General features: G+C 70.8%; 10 protein-coding genes and 1 pseudogene. 8 read left to right on the forward strand and 3 right to left on the reverse strand.

The window, feature by feature from the left end; all coding sequences use genetic code 11:
* Positions 1–327: chemotaxis protein CheW (locus HOQ08_RS03770; RefSeq protein WP_291191814.1), on the forward strand; the 327-nt coding region annotated here is incomplete at its 5' end.
* Positions 328–390: 63 nt separating this feature from the next.
* Here HOQ08_RS03770 and HOQ08_RS03775 read toward each other — a convergent pair.
* Positions 391–1,128, reverse strand: a complete 738-nt coding sequence (locus HOQ08_RS03775) for a 16S rRNA (uracil(1498)-N(3))-methyltransferase (RefSeq protein ID WP_291191816.1) — start codon at positions 1,126–1,128, stop codon at positions 391–393.
* A 109-nt stretch (positions 1,129–1,237) separates the two neighbouring features.
* Between HOQ08_RS03775 and HOQ08_RS03780 the strand changes: the two genes are divergently transcribed.
* A complete protein-coding gene (locus HOQ08_RS03780) occupies positions 1,238–1,576 on the forward strand; it encodes a hypothetical protein (RefSeq protein ID WP_291191818.1) in 339 nt (112 codons plus the stop codon).
* Here HOQ08_RS03780 and HOQ08_RS03785 read toward each other — a convergent pair.
* Complete coding sequence (locus HOQ08_RS03785) at positions 1,570–2,970, reverse strand: adenosylmethionine--8-amino-7-oxononanoate transaminase (RefSeq protein ID WP_291191820.1); 1,401 nt, start codon at positions 2,968–2,970, stop codon at positions 1,570–1,572. The genes HOQ08_RS03780 and HOQ08_RS03785 overlap by 7 nt on opposite strands.
* A 49-nt stretch (positions 2,971–3,019) precedes the next feature.
* Here HOQ08_RS03785 and HOQ08_RS03790 point away from each other — a divergent pair, with 49 nt between their 5' ends.
* Genes HOQ08_RS03790 through mazG form a run of 5 tightly spaced genes read left to right on the forward strand, consistent with a single transcriptional unit; the run spans position 3,020 to position 6,804 of the window.
* On the forward strand, positions 3,020–3,799 hold the full coding sequence (locus HOQ08_RS03790; RefSeq protein ID WP_291191822.1) for a type II secretion system protein N: 780 nt from the start codon (positions 3,020–3,022) through the stop codon (positions 3,797–3,799).
* Positions 3,796–4,581, forward strand: coding sequence for an inositol monophosphatase family protein (locus HOQ08_RS03795; RefSeq protein WP_291191824.1), 786 nt, complete (start codon positions 3,796–3,798; stop codon positions 4,579–4,581). Before HOQ08_RS03790 ends, HOQ08_RS03795 begins: the two co-directional genes overlap by 4 nt.
* Positions 4,582–4,590: 9 nt before the next feature.
* Complete coding sequence (gene nudE, locus HOQ08_RS03800) at positions 4,591–5,145, forward strand: ADP compounds hydrolase NudE (protein WP_291191826.1); 555 nt, start codon at positions 4,591–4,593, stop codon at positions 5,143–5,145.
* Entirely contained in the window at positions 5,142–5,966 is an 825-nt protein-coding gene (cysQ, locus tag HOQ08_RS03805; protein WP_291191828.1) for a 3'(2'),5'-bisphosphate nucleotidase CysQ, read from the forward strand. Before nudE ends, cysQ begins: the two co-directional genes overlap by 4 nt.
* 34 nt (positions 5,967–6,000) lie before the next feature.
* Positions 6,001–6,804: a nucleoside triphosphate pyrophosphohydrolase gene (gene mazG, locus HOQ08_RS03810; RefSeq protein ID WP_291191830.1), complete on the forward strand. Its 804-nt coding sequence runs from the start codon at positions 6,001–6,003 to the stop codon at positions 6,802–6,804.
* 75 nt (positions 6,805–6,879) lie between these two features.
* Here mazG and HOQ08_RS03815 read toward each other — a convergent pair whose 3' ends face one another.
* Entirely contained in the window at positions 6,880–7,368 is a 489-nt protein-coding gene (locus HOQ08_RS03815; protein WP_291191832.1) for a hypothetical protein, read from the reverse strand.
* A 119-nt stretch (positions 7,369–7,487) separates the two neighbouring features.
* Here HOQ08_RS03815 and HOQ08_RS03820 point away from each other — a divergent pair.
* Positions 7,488–7,768: pseudogene (locus HOQ08_RS03820) on the forward strand (hypothetical protein); the annotation flags it as partial.

The following is a 7,768-nucleotide window of genomic DNA, read 5'->3' on the forward strand; positions in this document are numbered from 1 at the left end:
CGGATCGCCTGGCGCGGCTGGCGCGTGCCGCTGGTCTCCTTCACCAAGCTTGCCGGCGCGCCCGAGGGCGACGCCGAGCTGGCGGTGCGCGTGGCGGTGCTCAAGGCGATCGGCAGCAACGCCAAGCTGCCGTTCCTCGCCGTGGTCACGCAAGGCTTCCCGCGCCTGACCACGCTCAACGCCGAGCTGATCATTCCCACCCACGACGGAGCGCCGCTGCCGCCGGGCGTGAAGGCGCAGGTGCTGGTGCGCGACGACATCGCAGTGATTCCCGACCTGGAAGGCATCGAGGAAGAACTCGCGCAGATGCTCGACCTGGCCAGCTGACGCCGTTTCGCCGAGGAACCGCCGGCAGGCGGCTTTCGGTCGCCATCGAAGCCCGATACCGGGCTAGCCCATATCCCCATGCATGGCCTGCAGCGCCGCCAGCGTTGCCAGCCCGGCGGTTTCCGTGCGCAGGATCCGCGGCCCCAGTGCCAGGCCACTGAAGCCGGCCGCGTGCAGAGTGGCCACGTCGCGTTCGCCCAGCCCGCCCTCCGGACCCACGACCAACAGGCCGCCGGCCGGGGCAAACGCGAGCGAGCGCAGCGACTGGTTGCCGTCCGGCAGGAGCGCCAGCCGCAGCGTGCCATCCTGAGGCAGCCCGGCGAGCCAGCCATCCAGCGGCTGCGCAGGCAGGATGGCCGGCAGGCGCGCGCGTCCACTCTGCTCGCAGGCGCTGGCGGCCACAGCGCGCCAGTGCGCCAGCCTTTTTTCCGCGCGGGCCGGGTCGAGGCGAACTTCCGAGCGTTCGGTCAGCAGCGGCACGATGCAGGCCGCGCCCAGTTCGGTCGCCTTCTGCACGATCAGGTCCATCTTTTCGCCGCGTGCCACGCCCTGGGCGAGCGTCAGTCGCAGCGGTGATTCGTTCGCCACCGGCTGCGCGCCTTCAATGCGGGCGCGCACTTCGCGCTTGCCGACGTGGACGAGGATCGCTGCGTAGTCGCAACCGTCGCCGTTGAACAGCACGACGGGGGCGCCTTCGCCCAGGCGCAGCACGCGTGCCAGATGCTCGGCGGCCTGCGCGGGAAGGTCCGGCTCGGTGCCGGTGGCGAGCGGCTGGTCGACGTAAATGCGGATGGTGCGCACGGAAGCTTCGGCCGGGGTCAAAGGGAGAAGCTTAGCGCTTCGCGCCGGCGCGGATCCGCCGAGGCCGCCAGCCATCGATTGCGTCGGCTTCCACCCGGGAGCAGCATGGATGCCGCCCCTGATCCCGAGGTGTGCCATGTTCCGTTTTGCCATTCCCCTTGCCGCCGTCGTGGCCGTGGCGGCCGCCATGTCGATACACGCACAGGATGCGACTGCGACGGGTAGCGCCTCCGCGCATGCCGGAACCGCCATCCGGCACCCGGTGCCGCGGCCGGGCGACCGCAATTGCCTGCGCTCCACCGGCAGCCTGATTCCGCCCAAGCCGGGCGAATGCCTTCCGGTTCCCGGCCGCAGTTACAGCCAGGAGGACATTCGCCGCACCGGAGCGCTCACCACCGGTGATGCCTTGCGCCAGCTTGATCCCAGCGTGACGGTGCACGGTCACTGAAAGCGGCGCACGCGCCTAGCGACAGCCACCTCGATGCCGGCCATCGCGACGTCGACCAGATGGTCGATTTCGCCGGTGTCCACGACGTAGGGCGGCATGAAGTAGACCACGTTGCCTAGTGGGCGCAGTACTGCGCCGTGCCGCAATCCGTGCAGGTAGACGAGCATGCCGCGCCGCTCGGCAGCCGGCCATGGCGTGCGCGTACGCCTGTCGGCCACCAGCTCGATCGCGGCGATCATGCCGGTCTGGCGCACGTCGGCCACGTGCGGGTGGTCGCGCAGCGGAGCCAGGCGCGCGGCCAGGTGCGCGGCCAGCGTGCGGTTGCGCTCCAGCACCGGCTCGTCGCGGAAGATCGCCAGCGTCTCCAGCGCCACGCGGCAGGCCAGCGGATTGCCGGTGTAGCTGTGCGAGTGCAGGAACGCCTTGCCGGCGCTGTACTCGGCGTAGAAGGCCGCGTACACGTCCTCGGTGGTGAGCACTGCCGACAGCGGCAGCGTGCCGCCGGTCAATCCCTTGGACAGGCACATGAAATCCGGCGCGACCCGGGCCTGCTCGCAGGCGAACATGGTGCCGGTGCGGCCGAAGCCCACCGCGATCTCGTCGGCGATGAAGTGCACCTCGAACTCGTCGCACAGGCGGCGCAGGCCCGCCAGGTAGTCGGGGTGGTACATGCGCATGCCGCCGGCGCATTGCACCAGCGGCTCGACGATCACCGCGCAGGTTTCGTGCGCGTGGCGCTCCAGCAACCCGCGCAGTTCGCCCAGCCGGCGCGCGGCCACGGCGGCGGGTGATTCGCCCGGCTCGCCCTGGTAGGCATCCGGCGCGGGCGCCAGGATCGGCGTCAGCAACAAAGGGGCATAAGTCTTGCGGTACAGCGCCACGTCGCTGACCGACAGCGCGCCCAGCGTCTCGCCGTGGTAGCTGCCGGTGAGCGCGATGAAGCGGGTCTTCTCGCCGTGGCCGCGGTTGAGCCAGTAGTGGAAGCTCATCTTGAGCGCCACCTCGATCGCCGCCGAGCCGTTGTCGGCGAAGAACACGCGCGAGAGTCCCGGCGGCGTGATGCGTACGAGTTCTTCTGCCAATGCGATCGCCGGCTCGTGGGTGAAGCCGGCGAAGATCACGTGTTCCAAGCGCTGCGCCTGGTCCGCCAGCGCCGCGGCAAGGCGCGGGTTGGCATGGCCGAAGAGGTTGGTCCACCACGAGCTGATGCCGTCGAGATAGCGGTGGCCCTCCGCATCGACCAGCCAGGCGCCTTCGCCGCGCACGATCGGCAGCAATGGAATGCTCTCGTGGTCGTGCATCTGCGTGCAGGGATGCCACACGTGCCTGAGGTCGCGCGCGGCCAGCGCCGCGTTGCCGGCGGGCGCCGGCGCATCGGGGGTGGGGATGTCCATCCGGCTATCATCGGTGCTGCGGCATGGCCGCTCAAGCTCGAGGATCGAAGTGACACGCCTGCGCGTCGCCTGGCTGGCCATTGCCCTGTTGCTGTCGTGTGCCGCGCTGCTGGTGCTGTTCCTGCCGGCGCGCTGGGCGCTGCCGTTCGTGCAGGCGCGCCTGCGCGGGCTGACGCTCGACCAGGTGCATGGCTCGGTGTGGAACGGTGCAGCCGGGCAGGTGCGCGATGCGGATGGCAAGCCGCTGGGGCAGTTGCAGTGGCAGCTTGCGCGCACCGCCTTGTGGGGCCGGCTCGACCTGCAGCTGGAATTTGCCGGCCCTGCGCTTGCCGCCCGTGGCCATCTGCAGCGCGATGGGCAAGGCCGGCCGCTGTGGACCGGCGTGGTGCTCCGTGCCGGGCTCGCTGCCTGGGCGCCGCGGCTTGATCCGCTGCAGGGCACGCCCCAGGGCACCCTCGCGCTGACGCTGCAGCATGCGGTGTTGCAGGGCGGCTGGCCGCTCGAACTCCGGGGCCATGCGCACTGGAGCGATGCAGCCATACAGGCGAGCACCGGGCGCGTGGCCCTGGGCAACCTGGACATGGATCTGACGGCTACGAACGGCGTGCTGCACGGCCAGCTGCGCGACGACGGGCGCGGGCCGTTGCACGTCGACGGCCAGTGGCAGGCCAGCCCGCTGGGCTGGCGGCTGGAGCTGCTGCTGCAGCCACGCACGGCCGACAAGGTTCTGCGCAACTGGCTGGCACGCCTGGGCCCGCCGGATGCCAACGGAGCGATCCACCTGCATCGCCGCGGCGGTCTCGCCGCCACTATGGAAACCAGCCCATGAGCTACGACCCAGCACACGCCCTGTCCGCCGCCCGCGAGGCGGCTGCGGCCGCGGCCGACATCATTCGCCACTACTGGAACCGCGGCGTGGCGGTGGAATGGAAGGCCGACGCCACGCCCGTCACCATCGCCGACCGCGAGGCGGAGCAGGCCATCCGCGCGGTGCTGTCCCGGGCGCTGCCGCAAGCGGCGATCTTCGGCGAGGAATACGGACTCGACGGCGCGCGCGACGGCCTGCTCTGGCTGGTCGATCCGCTCGACGGCACCAAGAGCTTCGTGCGCCGCACGCCGTTCTTCTCCACCCAGATCGCGCTGATGGACCGTGGCGAACTGGTGCTGGGCGTGTCCTGTGCGCCGATCTACGGCGAGACGATGTGGGCACGCGCAGGCGCCGGCGCCTGGCTCGACGGCGAACGCGTGCAGGTGGCCGCGACCGATGCGATGGCCCAGGCCGCGCTCTCGATCGGCAACGTCAGGACGCTCACCGCGGGTGCGCGCTGGAACGCGCTGGGCGCGCTGATCCGCGATTCGAACCGCATCCGCGGCTATGGCGACTTCTGCCACTACCACTTGCTGGCGCGCGGTGGGCTGGACCTGGTCGTCGAATCGGACGTCAACATCCTCGACATCGCGGCGCTGGCGGTGATCGTGCGCGAGGCCGGGGGCAGGTTCACCGATCTGGCAGGCGATCCGCCGGGCCTGGAAACCTCCAGCGTGCTGGCCGGCGTGCCGGCGATCCACGCCCAGGCGCTTGCACGCCTGCGTGATGCGCGGGCGGGCTAGAATCGCCCGATGCGCAAGCCACCGATCATCCATGCCACCCGCGAATGCATCGACAGCCGCTTCCTGCGCGTCGAGCAACTGGACTTGGAATTCTCCAACGGCGAGAAGCGCACCTACGAGCGCCTGCGCGCCAGCGGCCTGGGCGCGGTGATCATCGTGCCCATGCTCGACGACGACACCGTGCTGCTGGTGCGCGAGTACGGCGCCGGCGTGGGCCGCTACGAACTGTCGCTGCCCAAGGGGCGGCTCGACCAGGACGAGACCGCCGAGCAGGGCGCCGACCGCGAACTGAAGGAGGAAATCGGCTACGGCGCGGGCCGCCTGAAGATCCTGCACAACCTGTCGCTCTCGCCCGGCTACATGACGCACATGGCGCATGTGGTGCTGGCGCAGGATCTCTATCCCGAGCGATTGCCCGGCGACGAGCCGGAAGAACTGGACGTGGTGCCCTGGAAGCTGTCCGAACTGCACACGCTGATCGGACGCGACGACGTGACCGAGGGCCGGTCGATCGCGGCCCTGTTCATGGCACGCGAATATCTCGCCGGGCGCTTCCAGCCATGAGCGGCAGCGCACCGGAAAGCGGCCTGCTGGCCCAGGTGGGCGCGATCGCGCGCGAGGCCGGCGCGGCGATCCTGGCCATCTATCGCGACGAGTTCACGGTCGAGCACAAGGACGACGCCTCGCCGCTCACCGCCGCCGACCTGGCCGCCCAGCGCGTGATCGCCGCGGGCCTGGCGCGCATCGAGCCGCAGTTGCCGCTGCTCTCGGAGGAAGCGCGCGCCGCGCCATGGGAACAGCGCAGTGCTTGGTCGCGCTACTGGCTGGTCGATCCGCTCGACGGCACGCGCGAATTCGTCAAGCGCAACGGCGAGTTCACCGTCAACATCGCGCTGGTCGACAACCATCGCCCGGTGCTCGGCGTGGTGCTGGCGCCGGTCACCGGCGAACTGTATGCCGCCGCGGACGGGCAGGGCGCGTGGCTGCAGCAGCACGCCGGCGGCCAATGGCAGCAGATCGGCGCGCGCGCGCTGGCTGCGCCGGCAGTGGTCGCGGGCAGCCGCTCGCACGGCAGCGACTCGCATGGTCTCCTCGACGCGCTGCTGGATGAACCCTACCAGCCCTTCCCGATGGGTTCGTCGCTCAAGTTCTGCCTGATCGCGCGCGCGGTGGCGGACCTCTACCTGCGTCTGGGGCCGACCAGCGAATGGGACACCGCAGCCGCCCAGTGCGTGCTGGAGCAAGCCGGCGGCGCGGTGCTGGATCTTGCCGGCGAGCCGCTGCGATACAACACGCAAGCTTCGCTGCTGAATCCGGAGTTCCTTGCGGTCGGCGACGCGGCGGTGGACTGGAAGGCGCGGCTGCAGCGGGCGCGGCCAGCTTGAGCGGGCGCCTGTCGCCCTGGTCCAGGGCGCATCGATGAGCGGGCGCTACACGCTCGAGGACCTGCTGGCGATCATGGCGCGCCTGCGCGATCCCACGCATGGCTGTCCGTGGGACGTGCAGCAGGATTTCGCATCGGTCGCGCCCTACACCATCGAGGAGGCCTACGAAGTGGCCGACGCGATCGACCGCGCCGACTTCGGGGACCTGCGCGAGGAACTGGGCGACCTGCTGCTGCAGGTGGTCTTCCACGCGCAGATGGCGCACGAGCGGGGCCTGTTCGATTTCGCCGACGTGGCCCACGCGATCGCCGACAAGATGCGCCGGCGACATCCGCACGTCTTCGCCGAGGCGCGCTATGCGGATGTCGAGGAGCAGACCCGCGCCTGGGAAGCGATCAAGGCCGCCGAGCGCGCCAGCCGCGGCGCCGCGCATGACGAGAGCGCACTGGCCGGCATCTCGCGCGGCCTGCCGGAGTGGAAGCGCGCGGCCAAGCTGCAGCAGCGCGCGGCCGGCGTGGGTTTCGAGTGGCGCGAGCCGGGCCCGATGCTGGACAAGCTGGCCGAGGAAGTGGACGAGGTGCGCGCCGAGTTCGCAAGCGGTGCCGATGCCGACCGGCTGGAGGACGAGCTGGGCGACGTGCTGTTCGTTACCGCCAATCTCGCCCGCCATGCCGGCATCGACTTTTCCCGCGCGCTGCGCCGGGCCAACGCCAAGTTCGAACGCCGCTTCCGGCGCATGGAAACCCTGGTCGCGGCGCAGGGGCGTTCGCTCGGCGAACTCGACCTGGACGCGCAGGAAACCCTCTGGCGTCAGGCCAAGGCGGACGAGGCCAGCTGACATCCCCGGGCCGCGCGTGCCGGCCGCCGCCAGCGCCATCGCCGCGCGAGCGCGCTGCGCCAGGCAAACGGCTGGTCAGCGCGCCGCCGGTTCCGGCGCGGCCTTGCGCTGCTGCTGCGCGCGCATGCGTTCGCGCTCGGCGCGCACCTTCGCTTCGTTGGCGAGATTCTCGGACAGGCTCTTGCGCAGCGTGGTGATCGCCTGGTCGACATCGGCCGGTCTGGCCTGCAGGCGGGCGAGCCGATGGTAGGCGTAGGTGCGAAGTTCCGGGTCCTGCGACCTGGCCAGCACCTCGTCGTAGACGCCACCGAGTTCCTTGTCGCGGCCGGCCTCGCGGTAGAGGCGCTCCAGTGCATGCAGGTCGGCGAAGGCGCCCATGTCCGGATCCTGCCGGAGGTGCACCCGGTGCATGCGACGATCCATGGGCGCATGGTCGGGCGGCGGCGACGGCTGGGCATGGGTCGCGGGTGGTGCCGCCGGAGCCGGCGGAACGTCCAGCGCCATGGCGAAGGGGCTGGCGAGCAGCAGGGCGAAGGCGGGGGCGAGCAGGCTGTCACGGGGCATGGAGGGCACTCCCTTTGGGGTCGTGCCTCGCAAAAACGCGGGCGTACCTGCCCGGTTGACGCAACCCTTTGCGCGCCCGGCGCATCCTAGCCACGTCCCATCCAGACCACGGAGCTTCCATGCGAACCTTCCTCGCTTCCCTGCTGCTGCTCGCGCCGCTGGCCGGCCACGCGGCCGACCGCTGCGCCTTCGAGGCGCCGCGCAACATGAGCATCGACCTGGCCGGCGTGCGCGGCGTGCGCATCCAGGTGAACAGCTACGACCTGCACGTGAACGGCCGCGCCGACGCCCGCAAGCTCGACGTGCATGGCCGCGCCTGTGCCTCCGACCGCGACGTGCTGGACGGGCTGACGGTGACCCAGCGCCGCGAGGGCGATCAGCTGGTCCTCGAACTGGATGG

The sequence above is a fragment of the Frateuria sp. genome (assembly GCF_013362045.1).
In the GTDB taxonomy this organism is placed as follows: Bacteria; Pseudomonadota; Gammaproteobacteria; order Xanthomonadales; family Rhodanobacteraceae; genus Frateuria_A.

What these genes read in the sequence shown, in the direction of transcription:
- HOQ08_RS03795 (WP_291191824.1), top strand. Translation starts at nt 3,796, where the DNA reads ATGAGCTACGACCCAGCACACGCCCTGTCCGCCGCCCGCGAGGCGGCT.
- nudE (WP_291191826.1), top strand. Translation starts at nt 4,591, where the DNA reads ATGCGCAAGCCACCGATCATCCATGCCACCCGCGAATGCATCGACAGC.
- HOQ08_RS03815 (WP_291191832.1), bottom strand. Translation starts at nt 7,368, where the DNA reads ATGCCCCGTGACAGCCTGCTCGCCCCCGCCTTCGCCCTGCTGCTCGCC.
- HOQ08_RS03785 (WP_291191820.1), bottom strand. Translation starts at nt 2,970, where the DNA reads ATGGACATCCCCACCCCCGATGCGCCGGCGCCCGCCGGCAACGCGGCG.
- cysQ (WP_291191828.1), top strand. Translation starts at nt 5,142, where the DNA reads ATGAGCGGCAGCGCACCGGAAAGCGGCCTGCTGGCCCAGGTGGGCGCG.
- mazG (WP_291191830.1), top strand. Translation starts at nt 6,001, where the DNA reads ATGAGCGGGCGCTACACGCTCGAGGACCTGCTGGCGATCATGGCGCGC.
- HOQ08_RS03780 (WP_291191818.1), top strand. Translation starts at nt 1,238, where the DNA reads ATGCCGCCCCTGATCCCGAGGTGTGCCATGTTCCGTTTTGCCATTCCC.